At 54.5% G+C, this 26592-nt stretch carries 24 protein-coding genes and 1 riboswitch; of the genes, 8 read left to right on the forward strand and 16 right to left on the reverse strand.

Annotation, left to right across the window (positions count from 1 at the left end; genetic code table 11):
* Positions 1-30: 30 nt before the first annotated feature.
* The 4 genes from WFJ73_RS20440 to WFJ73_RS20455 all read right to left on the reverse strand — a co-directional run bounded on the left by WFJ73_RS20440 (position 31) and on the right by WFJ73_RS20455 (position 4507).
* Positions 31-2391, reverse strand: coding sequence for an S-layer homology domain-containing protein (locus tag WFJ73_RS20440; RefSeq protein WP_336774804.1), 2361 nt, complete (start codon positions 2389-2391; stop codon positions 31-33).
* 402 nt (positions 2392-2793) lie between these two features.
* Positions 2794-3105: a thioredoxin gene (gene trxA / locus WFJ73_RS20445; protein WP_015847398.1), complete on the reverse strand. Its 312-nt coding sequence runs from the start codon at positions 3103-3105 to the stop codon at positions 2794-2796.
* Between the two features lie 64 nt (positions 3106-3169).
* A complete protein-coding gene (locus tag WFJ73_RS20450) occupies positions 3170-3595 on the reverse strand; it encodes an RrF2 family transcriptional regulator (RefSeq protein WP_015847399.1) in 426 nt (141 codons plus the stop codon).
* A 132-nt stretch (positions 3596-3727) separates the two neighbouring features.
* Positions 3728-4507 (reverse strand): aldo/keto reductase, encoded by a 780-nt coding sequence (locus WFJ73_RS20455; RefSeq protein WP_336775071.1) that lies wholly within the window; start codon positions 4505-4507, stop codon positions 3728-3730.
* Positions 4508-4753: 246 nt separating this feature from the next.
* Between WFJ73_RS20455 and WFJ73_RS20460 the strand changes: the two genes are divergently transcribed.
* The 3 genes from WFJ73_RS20460 (at position 4754) to WFJ73_RS20470 (ending at position 5975) form a co-directional block, all read left to right on the forward strand.
* On the forward strand, positions 4754-4963 hold the full coding sequence (locus tag WFJ73_RS20460) for a hypothetical protein (protein ID WP_336774805.1): 210 nt from the start codon (positions 4754-4756) through the stop codon (positions 4961-4963).
* A 163-nt stretch (positions 4964-5126) separates the two neighbouring features.
* Positions 5127-5229: riboswitch (guanidine-I (ykkC/yxkD leader) on the forward strand.
* Between the two features lie 78 nt (positions 5230-5307).
* Positions 5308-5664, forward strand: coding sequence for a DMT family transporter (locus WFJ73_RS20465; RefSeq protein ID WP_336774806.1), 357 nt, complete (start codon positions 5308-5310; stop codon positions 5662-5664).
* Positions 5661-5975, forward strand: coding sequence for a DMT family transporter (locus WFJ73_RS20470; RefSeq protein ID WP_336774807.1), 315 nt, complete (start codon positions 5661-5663; stop codon positions 5973-5975). The genes WFJ73_RS20465 and WFJ73_RS20470 overlap by 4 nt, the downstream gene beginning before the upstream one ends.
* A 116-nt stretch (positions 5976-6091) precedes the next feature.
* Here WFJ73_RS20470 and WFJ73_RS20475 read toward each other — a convergent pair whose 3' ends face one another.
* The 7 genes from WFJ73_RS20475 to WFJ73_RS20505 all read right to left on the reverse strand — a co-directional run bounded on the left by WFJ73_RS20475 (position 6092) and on the right by WFJ73_RS20505 (position 14101).
* The gene (locus WFJ73_RS20475) at positions 6092-7771 is read right to left on the reverse strand and encodes a ribonuclease J (RefSeq protein ID WP_283094408.1); all 1680 of its coding nucleotides are present in this window, start codon (positions 7769-7771) and stop codon (positions 6092-6094) included.
* Between the two features lie 127 nt (positions 7772-7898).
* Entirely contained in the window at positions 7899-8321 is a 423-nt protein-coding gene (locus WFJ73_RS20480; protein ID WP_336774808.1) for a hypothetical protein, read from the reverse strand.
* Positions 8321-9385, reverse strand: coding sequence for a histidinol-phosphate transaminase (gene hisC / locus WFJ73_RS20485; protein WP_336774809.1), 1065 nt, complete (start codon positions 9383-9385; stop codon positions 8321-8323). The genes WFJ73_RS20480 and hisC overlap by 1 nt, the downstream gene beginning before the upstream one ends.
* A gap of 81 nt (positions 9386-9466) precedes the next feature.
* Complete coding sequence (locus WFJ73_RS20490) at positions 9467-9967, reverse strand: GNAT family N-acetyltransferase (RefSeq protein WP_336774810.1); 501 nt, start codon at positions 9965-9967, stop codon at positions 9467-9469.
* A 375-nt stretch (positions 9968-10342) separates the two neighbouring features.
* Complete coding sequence (locus tag WFJ73_RS20495) at positions 10343-10750, reverse strand: RDD family protein (protein ID WP_336774811.1); 408 nt, start codon at positions 10748-10750, stop codon at positions 10343-10345.
* Between the two features lie 217 nt (positions 10751-10967).
* On the reverse strand, positions 10968-12629 hold the full coding sequence (locus tag WFJ73_RS20500; protein ID WP_336775072.1) for a glutamine--tRNA ligase/YqeY domain fusion protein: 1662 nt from the start codon (positions 12627-12629) through the stop codon (positions 10968-10970).
* Positions 12630-12727: 98 nt separating this feature from the next.
* A complete protein-coding gene (locus tag WFJ73_RS20505; RefSeq protein ID WP_336774812.1) occupies positions 12728-14101 on the reverse strand; it encodes a sodium-dependent transporter in 1374 nt (457 codons plus the stop codon).
* A gap of 155 nt (positions 14102-14256) precedes the next feature.
* On the opposite strand from WFJ73_RS20505, the gene WFJ73_RS20510 reads away from it, so the two are divergent.
* The 3 genes from WFJ73_RS20510 to WFJ73_RS20520 are packed head-to-tail and all read left to right on the forward strand — an operon-like array spanning position 14257 to position 17377.
* Complete coding sequence (locus WFJ73_RS20510) at positions 14257-15462, forward strand: tetratricopeptide repeat protein (protein WP_336774813.1); 1206 nt, start codon at positions 14257-14259, stop codon at positions 15460-15462.
* A gap of 3 nt (positions 15463-15465) precedes the next feature.
* Positions 15466-16218 (forward strand): glycosyltransferase, encoded by a 753-nt coding sequence (locus WFJ73_RS20515; protein ID WP_336774814.1) that lies wholly within the window; start codon positions 15466-15468, stop codon positions 16216-16218.
* Positions 16211-17377 (forward strand): glycosyltransferase family 4 protein, encoded by a 1167-nt coding sequence (locus WFJ73_RS20520; protein WP_336774815.1) that lies wholly within the window; start codon positions 16211-16213, stop codon positions 17375-17377. Before WFJ73_RS20515 ends, WFJ73_RS20520 begins: the two co-directional genes overlap by 8 nt.
* Positions 17378-17637: 260 nt before the next feature.
* On the opposite strand, the gene WFJ73_RS20525 is transcribed toward WFJ73_RS20520, so the two are convergent.
* The 5 genes from WFJ73_RS20525 to WFJ73_RS20545 all read right to left on the reverse strand — a co-directional run bounded on the left by WFJ73_RS20525 (position 17638) and on the right by WFJ73_RS20545 (position 25104).
* Positions 17638-19497 (reverse strand): glycosyltransferase family 2 protein, encoded by a 1860-nt coding sequence (locus tag WFJ73_RS20525; protein WP_336774816.1) that lies wholly within the window; start codon positions 19495-19497, stop codon positions 17638-17640.
* A gap of 12 nt (positions 19498-19509) precedes the next feature.
* Entirely contained in the window at positions 19510-21018 is a 1509-nt protein-coding gene (locus WFJ73_RS20530) for a tetratricopeptide repeat-containing glycosyltransferase family 2 protein (RefSeq protein ID WP_336774817.1), read from the reverse strand.
* Positions 20975-23122, reverse strand: a complete 2148-nt coding sequence (locus WFJ73_RS20535; RefSeq protein WP_336774818.1) for a tetratricopeptide repeat-containing glycosyltransferase family 2 protein — start codon at positions 23120-23122, stop codon at positions 20975-20977. Before WFJ73_RS20535 ends, WFJ73_RS20530 begins: the two co-directional genes overlap by 44 nt.
* Positions 23123-23277: 155 nt before the next feature.
* Positions 23278-24789, reverse strand: a complete 1512-nt coding sequence (locus tag WFJ73_RS20540) for a DUF6385 domain-containing protein (RefSeq protein WP_336774819.1) — start codon at positions 24787-24789, stop codon at positions 23278-23280.
* A gap of 9 nt (positions 24790-24798) precedes the next feature.
* Positions 24799-25104 carry a DUF6385 domain-containing protein gene (locus WFJ73_RS20545; protein ID WP_336774820.1) on the reverse strand — a complete coding sequence of 102 codons (306 nt, stop codon included), beginning with the start codon at positions 25102-25104 and terminating at the stop codon, positions 24799-24801.
* 362 nt (positions 25105-25466) lie between these two features.
* Between WFJ73_RS20545 and WFJ73_RS20550 the strand changes: the two genes are divergently transcribed.
* Both WFJ73_RS20550 and WFJ73_RS20555 read left to right on the forward strand, forming a co-directional pair.
* On the forward strand, positions 25467-26000 hold the full coding sequence (locus WFJ73_RS20550; protein ID WP_336774821.1) for a hypothetical protein: 534 nt from the start codon (positions 25467-25469) through the stop codon (positions 25998-26000).
* A complete protein-coding gene (locus WFJ73_RS20555) occupies positions 26000-26584 on the forward strand; it encodes a hypothetical protein (protein ID WP_336774822.1) in 585 nt (194 codons plus the stop codon). The genes WFJ73_RS20550 and WFJ73_RS20555 overlap by 1 nt, the downstream gene beginning before the upstream one ends.
* The last annotated feature ends 8 nt before the right edge of the window (positions 26585-26592 follow it).

Raw genomic sequence — 26592 nt, forward strand, 5'->3', positions numbered from 1 at the left:
AACGGGGGCTTCTTATTTATTGGACTGGCGTCAATTGCGCAGCGGTGCCTCCTGAAGCTCCGCCCTTGTCTGCAGGAAGCGGAAGAAGGCTACGGAAGCGTCGGCCCTGGACACCTGCTTAGACGGCTGGAAATTGCCGTTTGACAGCGTCATAATTTTGAGTCCGACAACAATAGCCGCCTGCCCCTTCTTCTCCGTCTTGTCTGCATCCTTGAAGCTGATATTGAACAAGTCATCGTAATTGGCGAGGGAATTGTACCCAAGCGCACGGACAATCAGCTCCGCCATCTCTTCGCGGTCCACCTTGCCGTCCGGATTAAACGAACCGTCGCCGATGTCGATCAGATTTTGCTGCAGCGCGCTTTCGACGTACGCATAATACTGATTTTTCGTGCCGACATCGGCAAATGAAGCGGATGCCGATGAATCTGCCGACCCTGCGTACAATACCGGCGGACGACCGCTGTTCATAGCCAGCACAAGCATTTTGATCAGCTCGCCGCGAGTTACGATTTCATTCGGACGGACCTTGCCGTCCTTCACGTCAAGCGCTTTGTAAGCCACCATCAGCTCTAGCTGACGCTGTGCCCAATGACCGTCAATATCGGTTGCCTTCGGTTTCTCCAGCTGGGTAACGTCTCCGGTGTCCCGGTTTCTCCAGCTGCCCGATTCCGCATCCAGGAAGATGGATTCATCCAGCTGGCGTGGCACTAACCGGTAGATTAGCTGAGCGTTAGTGTTGGATTCCACATCCGACGGCTGAATCACCCCGGCAGCCAGCAGCGTCTTATATTTCTCAATCGGAATCGGCTGGCCCTGGTACACGTAATTTTGCGTCAAATAATAAGTCAGCTCCGTCCGGTAGTAAGTCATCCACTTCTCAATGGCTTGCGCCGGCGTAATGACCTTAGGCGCGGTCTCCGGGTATTTATACGGGTTGATGCTGGCATCATAGCTGCGCACCGCGCCCGTGTTCGAGTCAATGGATACATTCACGTTGTCGTAATCCGCCGTTGCGCCGTTAATCTTGTGAACGAAGCTGAAATAATACGTATCGATATTCGGTACTTTATCCGGATCGTATTGCGACTTATCGCGATTTACGATATACAGCTCATCCGCCGCCCAAGGAAGCTGCTTCTTCACCGCCTCAATGGCCTTGGCTTCAGCCTGGTCATAGGACAACGCAGGCTTCGCGCTGACGTTCTGGTTGTTCTGATAAGAATAGAAGCTGCTGATGAATCCCGTCCGGCTATTGACTAATGCCGATGCCGAACCGATGGTGTCTTTTCCGTTCTTCAGCTCCCATTCGAGTCGCCAGCTCGCAACCGTCGCACCGGCGGCATCATCCGCGTTCTCGTAATAGCTGGCGCCGGTGTAAACCGCGTTCGAAGGAATAGGGAAAGCTGACAGCACGGCTTGCTTCGCCTGTTCTTCGGTCAGATTCACCGCTCCGGGAGCTTCGCCCAGCGGTTTATCCGCTATCGGCGTCCCCGACACCTGGTTGGAGTCGATGTATCCGCTTTGCACCTCTTTGCCGGTAACCGCATCAATCGCAAAAGCTCCCATATCGTAGCTCAACACCGGCTTGCTTGGCCCCTGCGGATTATACGGGATAATGTATCGCAGCTGCGGCTTTGCCTGCTCGATAAGGTTTTTCTTCGCTTCATCGGCCGTCAGCTTGGCATCCACCTTCGGAAATTGAATCGTATCATCCCACTGCAGAGTGTAACGCAAGACATGTCCTTCGCTGTCGACATCAAGCTCGATATAGTTATCCACGTAAGGAATGTCATTGACAACACGGTCAAACCTGAGCGTGTGGCGCACCTCTCCCGTCAGAGGAGGCAGCTGCTGCGCGCCGTATTCCGGATTGAATTTCACTTGATCCTTATAGGTTGGCGCTACCTCCGACAAGAAGGAATAAGCAATCTTCTGCGCGGCCTCCCGCTCGACCTTCAGCGGGTAAGTAGGCTTTGCGCTCGGATTATCGAGGTAGGTGCTGTAATCAAGAAGCTGACCGGTGTCCGCATTTAGCCGTACATAGATGCTGCCCTTGTTTTTGCCGTTTACCTTGTACACGAAATCAAGACCCCATACGCTGCGTTTGCCGCCAGCCAGCGTATCGGACGAGAGCGAAGCCCCTTGCAGCGCGTATTCCTTCGGGACGCTTACCATCTGCCTGGCGAGAGATTCCGCCTTTTCCTTGGTTACCTTCACATTAACGGGAGCAACCGCGCTTCCATCCGATCCCGCAGCATCTCCTGATACCGATACGGCCGAAGCTGCCGGTTTGTCAGCGCTTTCGGCAAAGGCCGCGGCAGGAAGACTGCTCGTCAGCATAACCGCGGTTGCCAGCACGGCCAGCTTCTTGCGATGATTCATCACCATAACGAACCTCCTATGCTTTTCCATTCTTGTAATCAGCTAAATAGACGCAGCAGCTGCGCCAGAAGTTGCGTCCCATCCCAATATTTTCATATTACCCGAGAACCGCCAAGTTTTTTATCAGCAAGCACCATTTGAACAAAATCTTCCGGAAAACGACGGGAACAACCATTGGCAATTACCTGATTCATAAACGGGTCGTGATGGCCCAGAACTTGATCCAGCAGGCCACACCGCAAGCTCGGCCGCCGCGGAAGCCGGCTTCCGCGATTATTCCGCCTTTTATCGCGCGTACAAAAAGTGCTGGGTCATGCGCCATCTTCCAGAGGTAGTTGCTGCACTGAAAAAAAGCCAGGGACCCGCGTTATACGCAGGTCCCTGGCTTTCATGCTTTACAGCCAAATCTTACAGTTGGCCGGAGATTTTTGCTTTCAGAGCGTCTTTGCTTTGTACGCCGACCATTTTGTCAACGGGTTGACCGTCTTTGAACAGGATCAGTGTAGGGATGCTCATTACGCCGAATTGGGAAGCCAGTTCAGGCTCTTCGTCAACGTTGATTTTCGCGATTGTAGCTTGGCCTTCCAGTTCAGTTGCGAGCTCTTCTACGATAGGGAGCTGCATTTTGCAAGGTCCGCACCAAGGTGCCCAGAAGTCTACCAGAGAAACGCCGTTTTCCACGCTAGTTGCAAAGTTATCTTTTGTCAATGCTACTGCCATTGTCAATCATCCTCTCCAAAATAATATGATAAGGGAATTCCGCCACGTACCGTTTTATTGTAGCCTAATCGCAACCACAAGCGTGAATTTGCTTCAGTACATCGGAAATCGTGATGCCGCTGAAGTAGCCTTCCAGCTGCTTCTCGGCTGTACAGAAGATCCCGAACATCACTTGGTTCATATTCGAGCCAACAACGCAATCCATGCCCGGATCACCCGAGCACCAGCTCGGAATAAAAGAGCCCTGCGCCATGACGCGGTATACATCGCCAAGCGTAACGACATCTGGATCAATTGTAAGCCTGTAGCCGCCTCCTGCGCCTTCTCTTGTATCGACAAAGCCGCTTTTGCGCAATCCGCTCATTACTTTGCGGACGCGCGCGGAGTGCGTGCCTACGTTGTCGGCGATCATCTCACTGCTTGCCATCCGCTCCGGCAGATAGGCTAAATAAACGAGACTGTGTACGGCAATCGTAAATTCGCTGTTCAATGTGAACGGCCTCCCTGTTTAGTACTGTAATAATATCAATTACAGTTAACAATGTCAATAGCAAGGCCGCCCGATTTCCGCCACAGTCATAGGGTGCGACGGCGGCACCCCCCTTATTCGCAAAGCTTGATGCTAGAAATTGAAATTCATGGGGTCAGATCCAAAGCGGCGGCCGACATTTAGGCCATTGATCTTCTCCACCTCTTCAGCGGTAAGTTCAAAGTCGAAAATGTCCGCGTTCTCGATAATCCGGCTCTTCGTAACGGACTTCGGAATGGTGACGACACCGCATTGCAAATCCCAGCGCAAAATAACTTGCGCAGCCGATTTACCGTGAGCTTGTCCGATTTCCTGCAGAAGCGGCACATCGAGATTACCCTGAAGCAGCGGACTCCATGCCTCAAGCTGAATGCCGCGCTCCTTGCAATAGCTTTGCAGATCAGGCTGAGTCAGGTATGGCTGGAATTCCACCTGATTCACCGCAGGCACCACCTCGCAGCTGCCAAGCAGATCATCCAGATGAGGAATCAGGAAGTTGCTGACGCCAATTGCCCGCACATGCCCTTCCTTGTACAGCTTCTCCAAAGCACGATAAGTATCCTTGTATTTACCGGCCACCGGCCAGTGAACGAGATACAAATCGATAACGTCCAGCTTCAGCTTGCGGCGGCTTTCCTCGAAAGCCTTCAGCGTGCTCTCGAAGCCCTGGTTGCTGTTCCATACCTTTGTCGTAACGAATAGCTCCTCGCGCTTCAGACCGCTTGCGGCAATCGCGTTGCCTACGCCTTCTTCATTACCGTAGATCGCCGCCGTATCGATGCTGCGGTACCCTGCCTCCAAGGCATCCGTAACCGCTTGCTCAACCTCTTCGCCTTCCTTTGTTTTGAATACGCCAAAGCCAAGCCAAGGCATCCGAATTCCGTTGTTCAATTCCGTGGTTTGCGTGATGGATGTAAATTTGCTCACAACTCTTCTCCTCCCTCATTCTAAAAATGCTGCTTCTCAGCTCCCCTATTTTACCATTGATCTTCCCCTATGAACAATTAAGCCGCTATCGAATAATTAGCGCGATGTTCCCAATAAACCTGTCATGATGGTGGAAGAGGCGAATACATATGTACGGAATGGCGAATCAGCAGGCGAGGAGGTGTGTTAGGGATGGTGCTGTGGTGGAACCGATGGACTGCCTTCCGGACTGAGGCCGGATCCCGGGCTGATGAAATCGACAGGTTGTATGCGTATTTCAAATCTAACGGGTTAAAATCAAAGGTAACCTTGGATGGCTCCTTAAAACGGCTTCATGTACGCAGCAACGATGAAGCACGCGCCAAGGAGCTTGCGGCTACATTCGATGCCGAGCATTCCTGATAAGCTTTTGATTCAGCCGTAATCCGCTGTTTCATGTTGGCGGCGCCTGTACCGGGGGCAAGCCTCAGTCCTAGCGTGACTGAGAACTTCCTCTGCCTGGGTGCCGCCATTTTTTATCCTTTTCCAAGCCTTGATCTTCGGGGCGAAGTGTGTATAATACAGGTTAGTGGTTTTCTAGGGTTCCGCTGAGCAAGATGCTTAGGTCTGGTCCGAGGGAAAACTCACAGCGATAGCTGTGATCACGGAAGGATAAAAACCTGGGAGTCGCCTGCGCCAGCAGTGTCTCCCAGGTTTTATTTTTGTCTTTTTAAATATTACATCACGTGTAAGGGGGAATATTTTTCATGAAAAAGCAATGGTTTCAAGTTTATGTCGCTGCCGTATTCGAAGTCATGTGGGTCACGGGGCTCAAGCATGCGGACCATGTCTGGAGCTGGGCGGTCACATTTATTGCGATTCTGGTCAGCTTCGTTCTGCTCATTAAAGCAAGCGGCGAGCTTCCCGTCGGCACGGTATACGCCGTTTTTGTAGGACTTGGCACGACCGGTACGGTTATTTCGGAATCCGTCTTTTTCGGGCATCCGCTGCATGCGGCTAAATTGTTGTTTATCGCCCTTCTATTAATTGGCATTATTGGTCTTAAGCTTATTACGCCTGAGCACGGAAGTGCGGGCGAGAAGAAAGGAGCATCCTCCAAATGAACTGGTTAGCTTTGATCTGCGCGGGTCTGTTCGAAATGCTTGGCGTTGTTATGATGAACAAGGTTAACGAGAAGAAGAGCGCAAGAAATATCGCTCTCCTGCTGCTCGGCTTTGGCATGAGCTTTGTCTGCTTGTCCTACGCGATGCAAACGCTCGAGATGAGTATCGCTTATGCCATCTGGACGGGGATTGGCGCTACAGGCGGTGCAATTCTTGGCATGGTTCTGTACGGAGAGCCGAAAAACATGCTCCGGATCTTCTTTATCACCCTCATTATCGGGGCCGTAGTTGGTCTCAAGCTGGTGGCTTAATTGCGGTTAGAATGAAAACAAGGGGCTGTCCCGTAGCTTTATCAGCTAACGGGACAGCCCCTTACGTGTATATATCGGCTCACTAAACAAAAAGAAGTGGACTGGTTAGGTGCCGATTACACTTCCATGATGATAGGAAGGATCATCGGCTTTCTTTTCGTTTGTTCATATAAGAATCGTCCAAGCGCGTCTTTTACGTTTGATTTAAGTGTTGTCCATTGGTTTACGTTATCGCTGATGGATTTCGTAATCGTTCTAGTTACAATTCTGCCTGCTTCCTCAAGCAGTCCTTCCGACTCCCGTACATAGACGAAGCCGCGGGAGATGATATCCGGTCCCGATTTGATCGTCTTGTCCTGCTTGCTGATGGTTACTACAACAACAAGAATGCCGTCCTGGGACAGGTGCTTGCGGTCACGAAGTACAATATTGCCAACGTCTCCGATACCAAGTCCGTCGATATACGTATTGCCAGCCGGCACTTTGCCGGATTTGCGTGCATCGCCGTTTACGATTTCCACGATTTCACCGTTATCCACGATGAACGTATTACCTTGCTCTACGCCAACGGCTTCAGCCAGCTTCTTATGATGAAGCTGCATCCGGTATTCCCCGTGAATCGGGATGAAATACTTTGGAGCCATCAATTGAAGCATCAGCTTCAGCTCTTCCTGGCTGCCGTGGCCGGATACGTGCATGCCTGTTTGCGTGCCGGAGCCGTAAATGACATTCGCTCCGAGACGGAACAGCTCGTCCACCGTGCGTCCGATGCTGCGTTCATTGCCTGGGATTGGCGTTGCCGAAATAATAACCGTGTCGCCTTCCAGAATCTCTACCTGACGGTGATTCGAACGGGCCATCCGCGTAAGAGCGGACATTGGCTCGCCTTGGCTGCCTGTGCAAAGAATAACGACTTGATTATCCGCATAGCGGTTCACTTCGTTCGTCTCGATCAGCATGCCGTCCGGGATATCGAGATAGCCCAGCTCCGAAGCAATCGTAATCATGTTGACCATACTGCGCCCGATAATCGCCAGCTTCCGTCCCGATGCCGCCGCTGCATCCACAACCTGCTGCAGACGGTGCACGTTCGAGGCGAAGGTAGAGACGATCACGCGGCGTTCCGCCTTGCGGAAAGCATCAATGAAGTTCGCGCCGACGATCCGTTCCGATGGCGTAAAGCCTGGACGTTCGGCGTTTGTGCTCTCCGACAGCAAAGCGAGGACACCTTTTTTCCCAATCTCCGCCATCCGGTGAATGTCTGCGTGATAATCGCCTACCGGTGTTTGGTCGAACTTGAAGTCGCCCGTATGGACAACGACGCCTTCCGGTGTATCCAGCACGACGCCGAGGGAATCCGGAATACTGTGGTTCGTCTTGAAGAACGACGCCTTCATCGAACCCAGCTTGAGCTCGGAATCGGAATGAATCAAATGCCGCTCCGTCGATCCGAGTAGTCCGGCTTCCTTCAGCTTTCCTTCGATCAATCCCATCGTAAGACGGCTTGCATAGACCGGCATGCTCAGCTGCTTCAGGATATACGGCAACCCGCCAATATGGTCCTCATGGCCGTGCGTGATGAGCAAAGCTCTGACCTTGTCCTTATTCTCGATGAGGTACGTAATATCCGGCACGATAATGTCGATACCGAGAAGCTCCTCATCCGGGAATTTGGAACCGCAATCAATTACAATAATGTCGTTCGCGTATTGTACCGCGTACATGTTCTTGCCAATTTCGCCTACGCCGCCTAAGGCAAAAATGGTTAGTTTCTTATCCGTTTTATGGTTATTCAAAAATAATCCTCCTATTTATAAGACTGACGACGATTGTTATACTCCAAACATAAAAATCCGAACCAGTCACTTGCCACCATTATAGCACGAAAAAATAACAAAATGGAAATAGGCTTAAATAGCCTTTTTATACCCTGCTGAACTTCCTCCAAGCCGCAATCGCCGCGTTCACGGTTAATCCAAGCGCCACGCCCAGTACTACCGCTGCCAAATTCAATCCGTGTATGAACAATAGCAGCATGCCTGCGCCATAATCATCCTCCGGAAGCGGAAAAACCGCCCCCATCAGATAACCGGTAATCATCAGCATCGGCACCCAAATAACAGGGATAAACAAAGCAAAATACCAATACTTTCGGCGAAAACACCATATAACAGGCAACGCGTATACTGTCGATGTTATTGCAAAAACGATGTACGCCTCATCTATAGCGGCACTATAGCGATAGGCCAGTTGAAAAAAAGTATTCCCGATTACCGCATAAATAACGCTTAAGAGAACAACGAAAAATGCAGCCCGTTGATAGCCGGGTTTTACCTGCGGCTTCATTATCGCTTAATGATCTCCTTGAGTGCCTCTACAAAAGCAGCCATCTCTTCGTCCGTGCCAACCGTTACGCGCAAATATTGATCAATGCGTGGCTGTTTGAAATACCGGACAAGCACGCCGCGTTCGCGAAGCTGCTGGAACAGAACCTCTGCCGCATGCCCCGGATGGGAGATGAAGACAAAGTTCGCTGCCGAGTCGGTCACGATAAAGCCCAGCTCTTTCAATTCCTTGGTCACCGCTTCCCGAGTAGCTATTACCTTCGCTGTGGTCTCTTGGAAATAAGACTCGTCCTCAAACGCCGCTACCGCGCCTGCAAGCGCAAGACGGTCCAGCGTATAAGAGTTGAACGAATTTTTAACGCGGTTCAGCCCGTCGATCAACTCTTCGCTGCCCAGCGCCCAGCCTACCCGCAGACCCGCAAGCGAGCGGGACTTCGAAAGCGTCTGAACGACCAGCAGATTCGGATACTCGTTTACCAGCTTCGCCGCGGACTCTCCGCCGAAATCGATATACGCCTCGTCAATCAGAACCACCTGATCGGGGTTTTGCACAAGCAAGGTACGGATATCGTCAAGCGAGATCAGCATAGCCGTAGGCGCATTCGGGTTCGGAATAACAATACCTCCGGAATCCCGGCGGCTGAATTCGTCAACCGGCAGCTTGAACTGCTCGCCCAGCGGAATAATATCCGCCTTCAGTTGGTAGAATTCCGCATACACCTTATAGAAGCTGTATGTAATGTCCGCGAACGCAACCGGCTTGGCCGGATTAAAGAAAGCCGCAAAAGCAAAAGCGAGCACTTCGTCGGAACCGTTGCCTACAAATACTTGATTCGGGCCAACTTCGAAATATCCGGCGATTTTGCGGACAAGCGCATCGCAGGTTGGATCGGGATAAAGCCTCAAATCGTCGTTTGTTACCGACCGGATGGCCTCCATCACTTGAGGCGAAGGCGGGTACGGATTTTCGTTGGTGTTCAGCTTAATGTATTTTTTGTCCTTCGGCTGCTCCCCAGGAACATAAGGGACTAAAGAAGCCGTAAGCGGACTCCAAAACTTGCTCAATGTTCATTCTCCCCTGTCGTCTTATCATCCTATTGCTTCCAGCATAAATCATTTGGCAGGAATCACCAAATCCAGCCGTTCTTAAATCTTGCGTCCGAGAATAATCAAGTCCCGCTCCACCCCGTCGAGCTCGGCTACCTTCGGAAGGTTCGCCCACTCTTCGAAGCCAAATTTCCGCAGCAGGGCTAGGCTAGGCTCATTATGGCCAAATACAAACCCAAGCAGCGTGCGAAGACCAAGTCCCGGGCTTGCTTCAAGCGCCTTCTGAATCAGGAACGAGCCGATACCGCGCGCGCGGTATTCCTGATCGATATAAATGCTGATCTCGGCCGTTGCGTTGTAAGCCGGGCGTCCATAGAACGACTGGAAGCTCAGCCACGCCAGCATTTTGCCGTCTTCCTCCAGCACCCATAACGGGCGAAAATCCGGTGAATGCTCGTCATACCATCTCATTCTGCTCTCCACCGATACGGGCTCCAGATCAGCCGTTACCTGGCGGGATGCGATAGTAGAGTTGTATATTTCGACGATGCGGGTCATATCTTCTACCCTGGCATCTCGGATCGTAAAATTATTGTTCATAACTAGTTCTCTCCTTGACCTCTTGTTTCCTTTATTTGATTGTACAGCCTGTACGATTTTTGCGCACGTGTAAATAATTCAACCTTCTCCACCCACTAAAAACCAGCATGCAACAAACCCCCGCCTGCCGAACAGTTAAGGCCCTTTAGGGACCTTATCGGGCACTACGAAGGCCAAAACAAAGTCCTTAAGGTCCCCAAAGGGCCTTAAGGGCTTGACGATCTCTCATAATCTAACTAAAAACCCTGCCTACCGCGCAGTTAAGGCCCTTTAGGGACCTTATCGGGCATTACGAAGGCAAAAACAAAGCCCTTAAGGTCCCCAGAGGGCCTTAAGGGCTTGCCGTATACCAGATAATATGGCGATAATGGCCTTTTACTCGTCCCCGTCGTGAACAACAACCGTGCCAGCGATAAAATCGTGAATGGCGCGTTTGTCTTCGCGCATGCCAACCATAAACGCGCTGACAACCGCTGCGATACCGATGGTAACGGCATAGACAAGTCCGCCCACGACATTGCGCAGCAACATCGTGCCGATGCCCGGCGGTCTGCCGTCCAGGCGGCGGATCTGAATGCCGCAAATCTTTTTCCCGATCGTATAGCCGTTCCAAAGAACAGGAATCAGCAAGGAATACAGGAAGGATATAATGTTCGTAAACGAGTTCTCCCTCTCGCCCGAAATGATAAAGGCCAGAATGGTAAGCGGAATGCCGATAATAAGGCCGTCCAAAATATTGGCGCCCAAACGTCTCCAGAATCCTGCGCGGTTAAAAGTATCCATGTTGTTCCTCCCTATTTTTACTCTATTGGCTTATTTGCTTTCTTTAGCCTATTACCACCTATTAGGGCTTATGACTCCCGCTTAAAGCCCGAGCAGTTTACAAGAATGTTCGCCACAATTCTACATTTTCCTTCTCTTTTACCATTTATTATGAAAATCAAAAAAAGCCGGGCTATCCTATACGGACAGCCCGGCTTGCTCGGCCTATGGCGTTTATTTAAGCTTTGGACGGATCAAACGAGCTCTTCAGCGAGACGATCCGGTTGAATACCAGCTTCTCTCCCGTCGAATCTTTAGGATCCACATTGAAGTAGCCGTGGCGGAAGAACTGGAACTTGTCATTGCCCTTCGCATCCTTCATGTTCGGCTCCACAAAGCCTTGCAGCACTTGCTGATTGTTCGGATTGATGCATTCGAGGAACGGCTTGCCTTCCTCTTCCGCTTCGCTTGTAATAAGAGGCTCGTACAGACGGAAGTCCGCCGGCACGGCTTGCGAGGCTTCGACCCAATGGATCGTGCCTTTTACTTTACGGGCATTAAAGCCCGAACCGCTCTTGGTAGCCGGATCATACGTACAGCGCAGTTCGATCACGTTGCCGTCCGCATCCTTGATGACTTCCTGGCATGTAATGAAGTAAGCATGCTTCAGACGCACTTCGTTGCCAGGGAACAGACGGAAGTATTTCGCCGGTGGATTCTCCATGAAATCGTCCTGTTCGATATAGATTTCGCGGGAGAACGGAATTTGGCGCGTGCCCATTTCCTCGTTCTCGGCATTGTTCTCCGCTTCAAGCATCTCTACTTGGCCTTCCGGATAGTTCGTAATAACAACCTTCAGAGGCTGCAGAACGGCCATCGTGCGAAGGGCCTTCAGCTTCAGGTCTTCCCGGATAAAATGCTCCAGCATCCGCTCGTCCACCGTGCTGTTCGCTTTCGCTACGCCAATCTCGCGGCAGAACGCTCGGATCGCTTCCGGCGTATAGCCCTTGCGGCGCAAGCCGCTGATCGTTGGCATGCGAGGGTCGTCCCAGCCGGTTACGGCGCCTTCGTCCACGAGCGCTTTCAGTTTTCTTTTGCTCATCACGGTATTCGTAATGTTCAGACGCGCGAACTCGTATTGCTTCGGCACGTCGACCATTTCGCATTCCGCGATCGTCCAGTCGTACAGCGGACGGTGGTCCGCGAACTCCAGCGTACAAATCGAATGCGTAATGCCTTCAATCGCGTCGCTGATCGGATGCGCGTAGTCGTACATCGGGTAGATGCACCATGCGTCTCCGGTGCGGTGATGATGCGCATGAGCAATCCGGTACAGAACCGGATCTCGGAAGTTGATATTCGGCGAAGCCATATCGATCTTCGCGCGCAGCACCTTCTCGCCGTCCTTGAATTCGCCTGCCCGCATTCTAGCGAACAGATCAAGATTCTCTTCCACGCTGCGGCTGCGGTAAGGGCTGTCTTGTCCCGGCTGCGTCAGCGTACCGCGCATCTCGCGGATTTGCTCGGCAGTCAGGTCGCACACGTAGGCTTTCCCTTTGCGGATCAACAGAACGGCACGGTTGTACAATTCTTCGAAGTAGTCGGATGCAAAACGAAGATCATCCCAGTCAAAGCCGAGCCAGCGCACATCTTCCTTAATCGACTCTACGTATTCCGTATCTTCCTTTACCGGATTCGTATCGTCGAAACGCAGATTTGTCCGTCCTTTGAATTCATCGGCAAGCTCGAAGTTCAAGCAGATCGACTTGGCATGTCCGATGTGCAAATATCCGTTAGGCTCCGGCGGAAAGCGGGTCACGATTTCCTGCACGTGGCCTTCTTTCAAATCTTCGACGACGATGTTTTTGATAAAGTTAGAGGATGATACCTTATTCTCCACTGTGTTTTCCACGGCGACCAACCTTTCCCGTAATTAATGATCTTCCTATCATACACAAAATTACGAGAAAATACACTGTCTACTGCTAGGGAGAAACACTATCCTTTAAATAAAAAGTCCAGTGCGCCAGCGGAATAGAGCAGAACCAGGACGACGAGTATCGGGGCGATGTAACGCACCATAAACAGCCAAATCCAAAACCATGCCGCCGTAAGACCGGCTTCCTCGGCCGCGTTTTTCCAAACCCAGCCCACAAAAATCGTCACGATCAGGCCGCCAAGCGGCAGCATGATGTTCGAGCAGACGAAATCCATCCAGTCGAAGAACGTCTTGCCCCCGAAATCCAATCCGCTAACCGCTCCGCCTACCGACACGGCCGAAGGGATGCCAACTAGGAAGAGAAGCACCGTGATCACCGTAACCGCAAGCCCGCGGCTCCATCCATACCGCTCGCGAATAAAGGCAACCGGCACTTCCAGGAGACCAACTGTCGAAGTTAACGAGGCAACCGCAAGAAGGATAAAGAATAATCCGCCAAAAAGACTGCCCAGCGGCATCGCTGCAAAAGCAGCCGGCAACGCCACAAACACAAGACCCGGCCCTTGGCCCGGCTCGATCCCGAATGCAAAGGACGTCGGGAAAATGATCAAGCCTGCCAGGAAGGCATACAACAGGTCGCCTAGGCCAATCGCCATCGTACCCGCGCCAAGCGATTGTCTCTTATCCACATAAGCACCGTACGTAATCATCGTCCCCATGCCAAGGGAGAGGGAGAAGAACGCATGTCCAAGCGCAACCAGGGCCGATTCGGCCGTCAGCTTGCTGAAATCCGGACTAAGGAAGAATGATACCCCCTCTCCTGCCCCGTCAAGCGTCAAAGCGCGGACTACGAGGACTAGCAATAAAATAACAAGGCCCGGAATAAGAATTTTGTTAAATTTCTCAATCCCGGCCGACACGCCTTTAATAATAACTGCCGCCGTAAGTACCAGCGCCAGAAGCATCCACCATACCGGCTGCCAGCTGCCGATGAAGGCATTGAACTGGCCGGAGTAATCCGTCGTCGTAAACAGTTGTCCCGAGAACGACCGGACTGCGTAATACATCGTCCAGCCTGCGACAACGGAATAGAACGATAAAATCAAAAATGGCGCTGCGATCATGAGGAATCCAAGCGCTCCCCAGCCCTTTTGCTTGGTCAGCCGGTTAAAGGAGGTCGATACGCTGCCGCGGCCGCCGCGGCCGATCGCAAGCTCGGCCATCAGGACCGGCAAGCCAACAGCGAGAAGGCAGACAATAAACATGAGGAAAAATGCCGCACCGCCGTATTTGCCGGTGATATAAGGGAATTTCCACATGTTGCCGAGACCAACCGCGCTGCCGATTGCCGCGAAAATAAATCCTGATTTCGAGAACCGCTCTTCCCCATCCGCAAGCGATGGAGCAGCCGTACTCTTGTTTTGATCAACCATCTTACAAACCTACCTCTTTCCTTGTGTCTTAACCTGATGTTGTTGTTAAAGCCTATTATTTGCTTCCAGTTCGAGAAAAAACCGGAATGGTTATCGTACTATTTTTCATACGTTCATACAAGAACCAAAAGAGTGGAACGGATGGTGAGCGCGCCATGGCAGCACAACCGATTATCGTCTTTCCTCCCGGCGGCTGGCGTGGGATTCCGTCCGGCGTTCGGGGCTGGCTGGAGGAGTTAGCCGCAAAGAGAAAGCTGCTCGCAGTAGCCGATGACGCTCCAAGCGGAATCGAAGCTCTCGCCTTGGAACGGCTGGATGACGTGGAATGGGGTAGCGCCTCCGCTATGGTTATGCATCCTGCCTGGGTGCATATTGCCGTGCCGCTGAAGCCGCACTGCCTGATCGCCATACTGCCCGGCCCGAATTCAAATGAAGAAGAGCTGTGGCTCAAATGCCGCTCCTGGCTATGCGCGTATGCCACGCTTGTCGTCGCCGGTACGGAGGCCTTCTATCTGGAGCAGTGCTTCCGCCGCGGCAGCGTCTTTCTGATGGACGGAATGGACGAAACCTCCGATCTGTTTGCCAGGCAGGCGGTGGAATGGCATTGCGACGGCTTCGAGTCCGACATGCTTATCCGTCTCCAGCAGCGCCATAGAGCCAACTGGCGGAATGAGCTGCTTCAGAAGCAGGAGCAAGAGCAGGCGGCGGGCGGCAAGGCGAACGGCTATGCCGACGGCCTCTTCTTCCATTCGGTCTACCGGTATTTGACCGGCGAAGCCGAATACGCGCGAAAGCTTCTGCTTGCTTCCTTTGAGCAAATGCTTCACGAGGGCCGCAGGGACACGCTTCAGAACGTATACCGGTTCCTGTCGGCCATCGAGCTGGAACAGGGACATGTTCAGGACGCCGTACGGACCTACGGCTACACCGCCCAAGGAGAAACGGAATGGCGCAATGCCGCACAGTTATCCGGTTGGCTTGCTGCCGGAAAGCGGGAGCTCGCCAAAGCCCAGCTATACCGGCTGAATGACGATTACCGCAAAGCGGCTGCTCTGCTGGAGCCGCTTGCGAATGATCCCGAAGCCCGCTCGCTCCTTATCGCTACCTACATTACGATGGGCCGATTAGACAGCGCTCTCTTGCTCGGCAAAGACGGGCTCCGCAAGTCGGCGGGCGAGCGCAGGCAGTGGCAGCATCTGCAAGGAACGGCTCTTCTGCTAAACGGCAAGCGGCATGAGGCCATTCACTGCTTTCTGGCGGCAGGAGAGCACAGGCAGGAGGAATTAAACGGCATGATCGAGCTGGCTGTTATGGATGGCGTTGCGCGGGAGCTGACACGAGGGAATAAGGAGGCTGACTAAAGGATGTTCAGCGGTCTCGGAAAAGGCGGCAGAAAAAAAACGGGCAATAAATTGACCGCCATCATGCAGGTTCGCAACGAAGCCGGACGTTATCTGGAAGCGGCCCTTGCGGATTTGTCCGGCTTTGTAGACGAGATTGTTATCGTGGATGACGGGAGCACGGATGATACGCCCGAGCTCGCAGCTTCGTTCGAGAAGGTTGTGAAGCTGGTACGGAATAAGGATTCGTTGTTTCATAAAGAATGGCTGCTGCGCGAGCAGCTTTGGCGGGCTGCGGAGGAAACCTCGCCGGATTGGCTGCTGGCCGTGGATGCGGATGAATTTTACGAGGACTACGCAAAGGCGGCCATGCGGGAGCTTATTAACCAGGATGACTATGATACCGTTTCCTTCCGGATGTACGATTTCTGGGACTCGGTCACCCACTACCGCGAGGACGACTGGTGGAATCTCCATCAGCGGCCTATGATGACGCTTGTCCGTTACTTGCCCGGCTTTCATTACGCGTATCCGAAGCGGGCGCATCACGCCACCCGGCTTCCGTTTACCTACAACGCTTTGCCCGGCCTCGATACCGACCTTCGGATCAAGCATTACGGCTGGGCGGGAAGCGCTGAGGAGCGGCGGGCGAAATACGACCGTTATATGAAGCTCGACCCGCTGGGGCAATGGGGCAATCTCGGCCACTACGCATCTATTCTGGATCCGAATCCCAGACTGATCCGATGGCACGAGAGGGAGCGCAGCGATGGGTAGGACGATGGCAAAGCCGAATCCCGTAAAGACGGTGACGATTCTGACCCACAGCTATCTGAACGCGTACGGACAGGATTATTCCCGTGTGTTTGGAGGCGGGCTGGAACGGTATGTCGATTTGTTATGCCGGGCAGTCAAGGAGCTGGGACTCACTCCGGTTGTTTATCAGATGACGTATTACGAGGCTTTTGATACCGTGCACGAAGGCGTTCGGGTTAGGGGCTGGCCTTTTGAAGCCAATAAGATTACGGAGGCCTTCGAGCGGATGGCGGAATCCGCGGAAGGCCTGCTTATCTATGCCAGCTGCATCTGGCATCCGATCCGCTACCGCCCGGGAAGCATCGGCATCTGCCACGGCATCAATTGGGACACTCCTTCTATTGCAACCGAGACGAAGGCAGCGATCGCCCGGCATATTAATCAGGCGCTTCGACAGTTGGACCGCGTGGTGTCGGTCGATTCGCATTTTCTGACGTATTGCAGGGCGGTATGCGAATATGAAGATCCAGCCGTTATTATCCTGCTTCCCAATCCAGTGGACACCTTACGGTTTGTTCCCCGGCCGGGTGGCGCCTCCCCTTCCGCAACAGAGGTGCGGGTACTTTTCCCGCGGAGGCTAAGCTTTGAACGGGGACTCGTTGCGATGATGCTGTCGGCGGATGAACTGCTGAGCCGGTATCCGGCTCTGACCGTGGAATTCGCCGGCGAGCTGATTGACGGGTCTATGATGGCGGCGGCCTTTCATTTATGGAAGGAAGCTCATCCTCACCGCGACCGCATCGTCCACCGGACATATACGTTCGAGACGATTCAAGAGGCTTATCATCAGGCGGATATTGCGGTCATCCCAACGTTGTTCTCGGAAGGAACCTCCCTCTCCTGCCTAGAGGCGATGAGCTGCGGTTTGCCCGTTGTCGCAACTAACGTCGGCGGGCTGAACGATCTTATCATCAATGGCGTAAACGGCCGCCTGACCCCTCCTTCGGCAGAAGCCGTCACATCTGCCGTCAGCGAGCTGATCGACCAGCCTAGACTGCGGCGCCGATTAGGCACAGCCGCCCGGCGGGCGGCGCTCGCATTCGATCAGGCGCGCTGGCTCGCCGAGTGGAAGACGATCATCACTGCTCAGCTTGCGAAGGGAGATGTGGAAAAGCGCTGATTACCGTACCGCCGTCCTGCCTGCTATGCTGCATGTTGGGCAGGAGATTCGCCGATCCAAGCTGTTTCTGCGGAATACGGTGTGTAATTTTGCAGTATAACCTTCAAAGATAGGCGAATTGAGGTGGGTTTAAGTGCAATATCCTGCAGAACGCGCAGTGTAATTCCAGTAACCGGGTTATAAATCAGAAATACACTGTATTTCGTGCAATGCAAGAAGCTGTATACGTAAAACAACTGTATAGCACGGAAAAAAAGAGCTTACAGGCTGTATAGCACGGAGGTTATACGCAGCATCAGCTCCCGCTCGCAGAGCAAGGGCGCTGCGAGCGCAGGGACCTGCGCGCCGCTACGGGCGCGCGCCGCAAGCGCTGCCGCGAGCCCCGCAGCGGCGGCTCGCGAGACCCATGGCTGCGCCGCCGCTTCGCGCGCAGCCGCAAACTGCTCCGCCGCGGCGGGCATATCGCCCGCGGCGAAGTGCAATGCGCCCGCGGCAAGCCGCGCGGGCGCCCCGGGCTGCGCTGCCGCGCGCAGCCCCTGTGCCGCGGCCAGCGCGGGCACAGGCGGCGCTGCGCCTAGCAGCGCGCACCATTGCAGCGGCGCCGCGTGAACCGGCGCCGCTGCAGAAGCTGGCGCGGCTGGGCAAAGCCGCAGCCACGGGGGCCATGCACGCACGCGGAGCAGCGCGTGCGCAAGCCCGGCGGGCGGCGGCTCAGCCCGCCCGCCATCCACCCAGGCAAGGGCGGCGAGATACTCGCCCTTGCCTGGGTACGCATCCGGCAGCTGCGCCCAGCGCTGCCTGGCAGCGGCCGGATCGCCCTGCTGCGCGGCGAGCAAGCCGCTCCAAAAAGCCTCCCCCACCGCCAGCCCGGCCATCAGCCGGCTGCTTACCTCGGGCTCAAGCTGAAGTCCGGCGTCAGCCAGCAGCTCCAGCATGAAGCGGCAAAGCCTATGATCGCCGGTGGCTGCCGCGCGGTTGGCCGCAGCCAACCAATGCGTTCTATGATCCGCGTCAAGCATGCCCAGCATAACTAACCTTTCCCATGCTGGCCGATAGACGGGATTAGCCTCAAGCGCAGCCGCATAGGCTTCGGCTGCCCTATTCCAGTTATAGCTGCGTTCCGCTGCATATCCGGCGGCAAGCAACGTCCGGTAGCTGCCGGAGCCGGCGGCGGAAGAGTAATGCGCAGACGGGTTGCCGGCCAAGCCTGCCCGCTCCAGCACCAACCCGGCCTCGCCAGACCGATCCATCTCCATCAGCACCGCCGCGTAAGCTTCATGCAAATCCGGAAAATCGCCATACCTTGTTAGCCCGCTCCGGGCATACCCCTCCGCTTCCTCCAGCCTGCCAAGCGCCCGCAGCGCATGGACCAGCTTCAGCCAAATGTCGGATAAATAACCGGCGTCTTCACCCGCTTCTTCCCCGTTCACCATAGGCTCCAGCCATTCGGCCGCCCGCTCCCAGTCCCCGTAAGTAAAATACTCCGTACCCATCGCATAACGCAGCACCGGATTTTCCGGTTCACGGCTCAAGGCGGCGAGCAGGATCCGTTTATTCCGTTCTTTTTTCCCGCGTCTCACCATAATGGCATGCCGGTACCCCTCATGAAGCACTTCAACCGGAGCAAAACGCAGGGCTTCTTCTCCGCAGGCCGAGACGGCCGTTGCCGCTTCCTCGTGAATTGCGCCGGAGAACCGGATCCTCGGATCGTTTCGGAAAAGCCGGCAGACCGCGTCCGAGATCTCTTCCTCCCCGCTCCTGCCTTCAACCCGGCTCCTCATCTGAATCAAATAGCCGTAGCATTGTTCTGCCGCCAGCAGCCGTCTCCATTCCTCCAGGGGAAGCGGGAGAAGCCGTTCATCCGCATCCAGTACCAGAATCCACGGCCGGGAGGCCTGCTCGATAACAGCATTGCGGGCCAATGCAAAATCATCCTGCCAGGCAATCCGCAGCACTTTTGCACCGTAAGCTTCCGCTATGTCTGCCGTCCGGTCTGTCGAGCCCGTATCCGCCACTATGATCTCCGAGCAATAAGGAGCCGCCGCGGCCAGGCAATCCGGCAGGAATAATTCCTCATCCCGGACAATCATGCACAGCGATATCGGAAGCTTCCCTTCCATCCCGGCCCCTCCTTACCACCCTTCAAATCCGGGCAGCAGCAGGCGGATGCTTTGAACGGCCTGCCTTTCGACAGGGCGTTCCTTCGACTGCTGTACCCGTTCCAAATACTGCTCCGCTCGCGCCCTCCAATGTACCGCGGATGACAGCGTATCTTCCGCCTCATCCTTGCCAAGCCAGCCCGCAAAAGGCAGCCCGCTGTAATCCCCATCGCGCAAAGCATTCGCCTGCGCGGAAAGAGAGTGCCGGAGCCTAGGCTCCTTGTACAGTTCGGCTTGCCATTCCAAATACGCAACCGCGCTGTCCGGGCAGCCGCTAGCCACCATAACCCCGGCCAGCTTCAGCATAGCCGCTTCATCCGGGCAGGCGATCCGCCTTGCCATCCAGGCGGCAAGCTGGCCTTCGCGGCCGGCGGTCCTCATGTATTTGCAAAGCCGGAAAAGCGGCGGGAGCAGGCTGGGCTTAAACCGCAGCGCCCTCATGTATGCCTGCTCCACGCCCTGCTCATCATGCAGTGCTTCATAGATTCGTCCTTGCAAATAAGCCGTCCGGAACGTTCCCATTCCGTCCTCCGTATGGTAGCGTGCGGGCGCTGCTCCTAGCTCCAGCGCTTTTTCGGCGGCTTCCATCGCATTCTTGAACCGTCCGGTACTCGCTAAGCAAAGCGAAACATAATGCCACAAATCCGTATAGTCCGGGAAAATAGCGGAGCCTTCCTTCGCCGCAGTAGCGGCTTCCTCCCATCTGCCAAGCAGCTGGAGACTAAGCGATTCGTATTTCAGCACCAGATGCGCATAAGAGAGCTGCTCAAATCCGGCGGATCGCTTGGCAATCCGGAACGCTTCCAGCGCTTCGGCCGCTCGGTTATTCCGCAAATATTCAACCCCGATATTATAGCGGTGGAACGTATTGCCCGGGTCTTCCGCAAGCGCAAGCTCAAGCAGCTCCATATTGCGCTGCAGCTTGTTTTTCTCCGCCACCACCTGCGTTCTGTAGCCATAATGATGAATAATGACATCCGTCAGATGAAAACGGGCCGACGGGTTTTTCCGCAAAATCGAAAACGAAATCTGTTCATGAATCCGTCCCTCGAACCGGTGGGCAGGATCATTCCGGAACATCCGTAGCACGGGATGGATCGTGGAGCCCTGATCATGGTCGGGCCCAACCTGGTTTCTGATCTGGAGCAGCAGCGCGGACAGTTCCGCGTGGCCGGCATACTCGAGCAGCTGAGGTTTTGTTGCCGCGTCCAGCTGTTCATCCGCGTCAAGGAACAGAATCCATTCCCCGTTAGCCCGCTCTAGCCCTTTGTTGCGGGCTTTGGCAAAATCATGCTCCCACCCGCTCCGGATCACCTGCGCTCCGTAACGCTCGGCTATGGCAATGGTTCCATCGGTCGAACCGGTATCGACGATAATGATTTCGTCGGCTATGCCTAGCACGCTGTCAAGACAGCCGGGCAAATGCTTTTCCTCGTTCTTAACGATCATGCATAAGGAAATCCGCTTCCGCTGTTCCGCCATTCACGCGCCTCCTTTGCCGCCCGTTCCAGCTGGTCTGCCAGCCCATCCACTCTACTCGGAGCAATGCTTCCTGCAGCTTCACCCGGTCCGGCTCCGACCAGCTGCCGTCCCAATTGCGGGTACCGCTATATTCATCCGGCTGAAGAGCTTCAATAGCAAGCTGCAGGCAGGCTGCGGCTGCTCCAAGCCGCGCTCTTTCCGCGTAAACGCCGCTTTTGTCGTTTTCCGCTGAACTATCGAACAAGGATAAGGCTTCGTTGTGCAGCTTTTTCAAATAGAGTAGTTCCCCCAAACGGAAGGATTGCTCCCCTGTCAGACGGCCCTCCTTCTCGTAACGGTCCAGCATCTGTTCAGCGGCGGCATCCACATAACCGTGGTCATAGAGAAGGGTTTCAAAATACGGCTTCAGTCCGTAAAAGCCGCCTGCCAGCCGGTGCGCAAGGCGCAGCATTCCCCGGCTCACCGCCGTTTCCAGCCAGCGGACAGCAGCAGCGAGCTCCTGCTCCTTCGCGATTTTGTTCTGCGGCCCTTGCGCCGCCGGAAGCCAGCCATTTAGCTGCTCCGCCTCGCGGGCAACAGGCCCTCCCCCAAGAACAGCCCGCAATTCCTCCCAGCTGATCTGCACCCCGTCATTCCAGCGGCATAAAGCCCACTCCATGCCTAGCTGAAGGATCTCATGTGAAGGCACTTCTTCTGCGTACGGTTGAACCGCCTGAAGCCAAGTCCGAATTTGTAAAGCCGCCTCCGCATACTGACCGGTCCCGATCAGACAGTCCGCAAACCCTCGTATATCGGACAAAAGGAGCTGTTCCGGCATTGGGTCACCAGCTGCCGTTGACGCGGATGCCGACTGTATCACTTCCCTCCACAGCGGCAAAGCCATACTGTTGGCGCCGATACGGCTTAAGACGCGAGCCATCAGCTTATGCGGCTCCGCACCTTCATCGCCGGTAAAATCGCTTAATCTTTCGCGGATCTCCTGGTCGGACAAGCCAAGCTGCTGAAGGTAATCCGCCCAGGCTGACAAACCCTCTTCCCATCCCGGCTTGGCGCCAAGCAAGGTTTCATATGCCAGCAGGGCTGCTTCAGCCTCCCCTGTCCGCTGCAATACGGATGCCAGGCGAAGCTGTGACTGGTAGCTGCCCGCTCCATTTTCGGAAATATAGGAATGGGGTCTAGAGCCCGCTTCTATGGCAGCTTCATAGGCTGTCCTTGCTTCCACTAGCATTCCTGCCGCCGACAAGCTGTTGCCCTGCAGCAGATACAGGTCCGGGTAATCGGGATACCGGAGTGTCTCCCCCCGAAGCAGCTCGGCAGCTTCCCCATTCCGGGATAGAGCAAGGAGCGTAGTTGCATAATCTCTAACCAGCGTCGGCCGGTACGGAGCGGTTAGAGGCGTGTAGCCAAGCGCTTTGTCGAAGGCCGCCGCCGCTTCTTCCGCATTTCCAAGCTGGCATAGCGTAACTCCGTAATTGTATAGACAAAAAGGGTCATTCGGCCGCTTGGTCAGCTGCCTGGAAATGACCCGTAAATTCCGTTCCGCTTTGGATTTGCGCCGCAGCACATCCGGCATGTACCCGATATGGGCAATGTGAGGAGTGCCGGCGCATAGCGGACCGTCCACATCCATCATGACGCTGCCGCCCTCCATCTCCCGGATACGGACGAGCTGCTCATGAATTTCACCATAATAGGAATAGCCGCGGTCCGCACGGAACAGACGCACGGCTTCGCTTGTCATGCTGCGTCCCGTATTGGAGGCATCGAGCAGATGCTCCATTCGCAGCCGGTAAGCAGACGAATCGGCTTTTCGCAGCGCCTGCCTCAGCGACTGCAAATCGCCTCTCAGCCGTTCATCCGCATCCAGAACCAGAACCCATATGGTGCGTGCATGCTCTAATGCCAGATTGCGGGCGGAGGAGAAGTTATCCTTCCACTCCGCCTTAATCACTCTTGCTCCATACCGCAGGGCAATGTCCACCGTTCCGTCCGTAGAACCCGTGTCGACAACGATGAGCTCATCGGCTATGCCGCGAATGCTGTCCAGGCATTCCGGAAGCATATCCTCTTCATTGCGTACGATGATGTGAACGCCGAGCAACATTTTATAACCCTCCTAAAAAGAATTAGCGCGGTTTTTGCGGTAATTCTTACTTCGTAAGCATACGCCAAGAATTAGCGCTGTTTTGCGGTAATCTCACTTCGTAAGCATACGCCAAGAATTAGCGCGTCTTTTGCGGTAATTCTTACTCCGTAAGCCTACGTGCCTTGGCCATTGAAGTATACGTCGACGGTGGTTGGGCTTCCGGTCGTTGTCGAACGGTAGGCCAGTCTCGTATATTTCAGGAAACGCTGCGGCACCAGCACGTCAACCGAGCCTACCGCGATTCCCGTTACGCTCTCCACGTCGGTATACCAGTTCGTTCCGTTGGCGCTGATCTCAACACGTGCAGTCGCTGCATTCGTTCCCGGACCTTTGTTATAGACAAAGTAAGAATAAGTGCCGAATACGCTGGTCGTAATGGCCGGTACAGCCGTATACGCATCTGCTGTTAGGTTATTCAGGTTCGCTACTTCTTGGAAGCTCTTTTGAGAAATTGAAGTGACGCTGCTTAAAGTACCAGCGGTAATGGTTGCTCCGAGCAACGCAGTCACGGTACCGGCTGTAATTGTTGTGCCGAGGACGGCATTTAATGTGCCACCGGTGATCGTTGCTGCAGACACCGCCACTGTACCTGCGGTGATTGTCGTGCCAAGCACCGCTGTCAACGTTCCCGCTGTGATCGTCGCTCCAAGCAAGGCATCCAACGTTCCTGCGGTTATCGTTGCTCCGGATACGGCTACCGTACCAGCTGTGATTGTCGTGCCGAGAACGGCCGTCAACGTTCCCGCCGTGATTGTTGCTCCTAGCAATGCATTTAGTGTTCCGGCTGTAATCGTTGCTCCCAATAACGCATCTAGCGTGCCCGCCGTGATTGTCGCGCCAGACACCGCAACCGTACCACCCGACAGCGCAACTGTCCCTCCGGAAATCGCCACCGTACCGGCTGTGATTGTCGTTCCAAGTACTGCCGTGATCGTTCCGGCCGTGATTGTTGCTCCTAGCAACGCATCCAATGTGCCGGCTGTAATGGTTGCTCCCAGCAACGCATCCAGTGTTCCCGCCGTGATCGTCGCGCCAGACACCGCCACCGTGCCGCCCGACAGCGCAATTGTTCCTCCGGAGACCGCTACTGTACCCGCCGTAATCGTGGTGCCGAGCACGGCTGTAATCGTTCCGGCTGTAATTGTCGCCCCTAACACGGCATCCAAAGTTCCTGCGGTAATCGTCGCGCCAAGCACAGCATCCAATGTCCCCGCCGTGATCGTTGCGCCAAGCAACGCATCTACCGTACCGCCCGTAACTGTTGCGCCAGATACGGCGACTGTGCCGCCGGATACTTCGACCGTACCGCCGGAGATCGCCACCGTCCCCGCCGTAATCGTGGTGCCAAGTACAGCGCTGATCGTACCGCCCGTAATCGTGGCGTCTACCGTTCCTCCGGACAGGGCCACCGTTCCGGTCACCCCAACCGTGCCGCCGGAGATTGCCACTGTCCCGGCCGTAATCGTTACACCCAGAATACTGCTGATCGTACCGTCTAGCATTACGGTAACCAGATTACCGCTTGTGTCCACGGCCAGCGGCCGCGCCGTATCCGTACTGTCTTTGCCAAAGATTAAAGTGCGTAAATTATCCGGATTCGGATTAAATGTCGAAAAGTTTGGCATTTCTTCCCATCACCTATTTTCTCTTAGAAAATGAAATTCATGAACCGGAGTCATCTGGGCTCGCTGCGCCTGATAATACACCTGGATTAAAGTTGGAGCCCCTGGCTGCTGCGACCTTATCGAGAGTCTTGTAAAATGCATAAATCTCGACGGAGTCATAATAGCCATGCCACCCGGCTCAACAACGCTCTCGTAGTCGCTTGCGAAATCCACTCCGTTCGGGCCAACCTCCAGACGTACAACGGCTGCATTTCCCCCCCGATTCAGTACTGCGTAAGAAAACACCAAGTCCAAAGCCGTGTCTTGTTTGGGCATTGGGACGAATTCATCCGAGGTCGCAGCTTCTTCATACTCAATGGATCGGAAACTTTGACAACAGCTGCCGTCTTTGCCCCTGCGGCAAACACGTCTTCGGGGGATATGGCGTTTTCTGGGCTTTAAAGGCTTTTTGCGGCAACGGCGTGGTCTTCTATGTTTGCATCCTGCTGCTTTTCCCATTTCTCCTCTTCTCCTCGATGTCCATGCTTCCATTACTTTATGTGTAAACGAATTTGTCGGCGGCGGCGATTGACGCCTGTGGATTCACCTAACTTCCGCCTCATCGGTAAATCCCCATGCGAATCCGGCTTTTCCACCATATAATGTGGCAAGCATTTCGATACAAGAGGTGGGGACAATTGACGAATTACTCCGTATTCAACAGCGAGAACAATCCGCTTTATATTTTGCTGAATAACCGCTACAGCAGTCCTGCCATCGTGGCTCCTCCTGAAGAAGACGCTGCTGCAAGCGGCCGGTTTTTTATGGTTACTTCGGCTAGCACGGCCGTAGGCGCGGGCTCCAACTTATTGATTCAGATATTCAATCCAAACGGTAGCGGAAGATCGCTGTATCTTTCAAAAATTAGCGGCGGGGTGAGTGCGGCAGCAACGGTGAATCTTTATTCGGGAGGTACGGTCACGGGCGGGACAACGCCAACTCCGTTTAACATGCAGCTAGGGAACACGACAACAAGCGTGGCTACCTCACGGGTAGCAACCGGCAGCGTATCGGGCACACCAACGCTGTTCTATACCACTCTGCTGGCGGCGGGGTTGTTTGAGGTTGCTTTTGCAGAAGGACTTATTGTAGCGCCTAACCGTTCAGTCACCATTTCCGTTGGTACCGGTGCCATTACGGCGGCGGCCAATATTTCGTGGTGGGAGTTTTAATGCCGAATAACCCGATATTCGACGGCTCCAATGGGCCCTTGTACGGAGCGGCAACCAACTCCTACACGCAGCCCGGATCCGAAATTCCGGCTCAGTCCGGCACTTCCGTACAAGCTGGCGGCTCCTTTAGCATAAGTGCCTCCAACAGCCTGTCCTTGGGGGCCTTAGGGGGAAGCGTAAACATTTCAATCCGTTTAGCCAATCCGCCGGGCGGCGGTAAAACCGTGTACCTCGGACAGATCATCGGGTACACAAACATTTCGTTAAGCCTGCTCTCGAGCTTTTCCGCGCAAGTAACGGTCTACAGCGGCGGAACCGTCGCTTCTCCAACGACCGTAACGCCGGTCAATCTTAACTTGGGAAGCGGGACGTCCAGCGTTGCTTCCGTTACCACCTCCATTAACGCCGTAACGGGCGGGACGGCTTTTACTCTTTATCCGCTGCAGCCGGGGCCGTTCTCCTTTTCCGTTGGCGGGGGCGTCGCGGTACCGCCGGGACAGACTTTAACCGTTAACGTAGTAGGCTCTTTGACCGTACTTGGCCTGTTGGGGGTCTGCGCGGAGGTCATCTGGTGGGAGGTTTGAGCTGCACA

It is taken from the genome of Paenibacillus sp. MMO-58, from assembly GCF_037146255.1.
Lineage (GTDB): Bacteria > Bacillota > Bacilli > Paenibacillales > Paenibacillaceae > Pristimantibacillus.

Coding starts and splice junctions, on each gene's coding strand:
- WFJ73_RS20440 (WP_336774804.1), bottom strand. CDS start 2,391: ATGGTGATGAATCATCGCAAGAAGCTGGCCGTGCTGGCAACCGCGGTT.
- trxA (WP_015847398.1), bottom strand. CDS start 3,105: ATGGCAGTAGCATTGACAAAAGATAACTTTGCAACTAGCGTGGAAAAC.
- WFJ73_RS20455 (WP_336775071.1), bottom strand. CDS start 4,507: ATGCCTTGGCTTGGCTTTGGCGTATTCAAAACAAAGGAAGGCGAAGAG.
- WFJ73_RS20460 (WP_336774805.1), top strand. CDS start 4,754: ATGGTGCTGTGGTGGAACCGATGGACTGCCTTCCGGACTGAGGCCGGA.
- WFJ73_RS20465 (WP_336774806.1), top strand. CDS start 5,308: ATGAAAAAGCAATGGTTTCAAGTTTATGTCGCTGCCGTATTCGAAGTC.
- WFJ73_RS20470 (WP_336774807.1), top strand. CDS start 5,661: ATGAACTGGTTAGCTTTGATCTGCGCGGGTCTGTTCGAAATGCTTGGC.
- WFJ73_RS20480 (WP_336774808.1), bottom strand. CDS start 8,321: ATGAAGCCGCAGGTAAAACCCGGCTATCAACGGGCTGCATTTTTCGTT.
- WFJ73_RS20490 (WP_336774810.1), bottom strand. CDS start 9,967: ATGAACAATAATTTTACGATCCGAGATGCCAGGGTAGAAGATATGACC.
- WFJ73_RS20495 (WP_336774811.1), bottom strand. CDS start 10,750: ATGGATACTTTTAACCGCGCAGGATTCTGGAGACGTTTGGGCGCCAAT.
- WFJ73_RS20505 (WP_336774812.1), bottom strand. CDS start 14,101: ATGGTTGATCAAAACAAGAGTACGGCTGCTCCATCGCTTGCGGATGGG.
- WFJ73_RS20510 (WP_336774813.1), top strand. CDS start 14,257: ATGGCAGCACAACCGATTATCGTCTTTCCTCCCGGCGGCTGGCGTGGG.
- WFJ73_RS20515 (WP_336774814.1), top strand. CDS start 15,466: ATGTTCAGCGGTCTCGGAAAAGGCGGCAGAAAAAAAACGGGCAATAAA.
- WFJ73_RS20520 (WP_336774815.1), top strand. CDS start 16,211: ATGGGTAGGACGATGGCAAAGCCGAATCCCGTAAAGACGGTGACGATT.
- WFJ73_RS20525 (WP_336774816.1), bottom strand. CDS start 19,497: ATGGAAGGGAAGCTTCCGATATCGCTGTGCATGATTGTCCGGGATGAG.
- WFJ73_RS20530 (WP_336774817.1), bottom strand. CDS start 21,018: ATGGCGGAACAGCGGAAGCGGATTTCCTTATGCATGATCGTTAAGAAC.
- WFJ73_RS20535 (WP_336774818.1), bottom strand. CDS start 23,122: ATGTTGCTCGGCGTTCACATCATCGTACGCAATGAAGAGGATATGCTT.
- WFJ73_RS20540 (WP_336774819.1), bottom strand. CDS start 24,789: ATGCCAAACTTTTCGACATTTAATCCGAATCCGGATAATTTACGCACT.
- WFJ73_RS20545 (WP_336774820.1), bottom strand. CDS start 25,104: ATGCCCAAACAAGACACGGCTTTGGACTTGGTGTTTTCTTACGCAGTA.
- WFJ73_RS20555 (WP_336774822.1), top strand. CDS start 26,000: ATGCCGAATAACCCGATATTCGACGGCTCCAATGGGCCCTTGTACGGA.